This is a genomic window from Actinoplanes auranticolor (genome assembly GCF_018332655.1).
GTDB lineage: Bacteria > Actinomycetota > Actinomycetes > Mycobacteriales > Micromonosporaceae > Actinoplanes > Actinoplanes auranticolor.
In genome coordinates this window covers 1-921 of record NZ_BOQL01000128.1, presented here as the reverse complement: position 1 = coordinate 921, position 921 = coordinate 1, and the positions used below count along the sequence as shown (strand labels likewise).

Below are 921 nucleotides of genomic sequence, written 5' to 3'. Positions count from 1 at the left end.
CCGCCGTACCTGTTCAAGGGCGGGCGGCCGCAGATCCTCAGCATGGCGGGCGACCAGTGGGCGTACGGCACCACCAAGCAGATCACCGTGGACGGCCCGATCCTCAAGGCCGCGCTGATCCGCCCGGAGGCCGTGACCCACTCCAGCGACCCGAACCAGCGCTACGTCGACCTGCCGATGACCGTCACCGGCAACACCATCGGCCTCAACCTGACGAGCAACCCCAACCTGGCCCCGCCCGGCTGGTACATGCTCTACGTGGTCGGCACCAACGGCGTCCCCTCGGTCGCGCAGTGGGTGCAGGTCAAGTGACGGGCGCCCGCCGCAGCGTGCTGGTGCTGGCCGTGCTCGCCGTACTCGGCGTCGTGGCCGCCGGGATCTGGCTGGTCGCGGCCCCGGGGGAGCGCGACGCCGCCCCGGTGGCCGCGCCGGCCCCCCGGCCGACCGACAGCAGCTGGCCCGGCCTCGCCGCCGGACCGTCCGTCGCGGCGTCGGTGCCGCCGGCCGCGGACACCCCCGCGGTGCCGTCGTCACCGGCCGCGCCGGCCGGCGGCCCGGCCGAGCCGGTCGCCGAGCCGTTCGTGCAGAACTACGCGGGCCAGCCGGGGGTCAAGCCGCTCAAGCCGCTGCCGTCCCCGACGAAGACCCATTACGTACGCCCGAACGTGGACGGCTGCGACCACAACTACGGCGAGGTCACCCAGTGCGTCCCGTGGACGTTCCCGCCGGGCACCACGGACAAGTGCGCCTGGCTGGCCGACCACGGCTTCAAGAAACTGAAGGTGGCCGCCACGGACCGGCAGAAGCTGGACCGCGACGGCAACAAGATCGCGTGCGACGACTGACCGGCCGCCATCCGGTCGGCCCGCCATCACCCGGCGGTGCACAGCGGTGGCGGGCAGCACGGGCCGAGACGAACGG

At 73.7% G+C, this 921-nt stretch carries 2 protein-coding genes; both read left to right on the top strand.

Annotated features, from left to right (window positions below):
* The coding region (locus tag Aau02nite_RS45925; protein ID WP_212995011.1) for a galactose oxidase early set domain-containing protein at positions 1-312 on the top strand (312 nt) is incomplete at its 5' end.
* Positions 309-845: a hypothetical protein gene (locus Aau02nite_RS45920; protein ID WP_212995009.1), complete on the top strand. Its 537-nt coding sequence runs from the start codon at positions 309-311 to the stop codon at positions 843-845. The genes Aau02nite_RS45925 and Aau02nite_RS45920, both read left to right, overlap by 4 nt.
* Positions 846-921 lie beyond the last annotated feature (76 nt).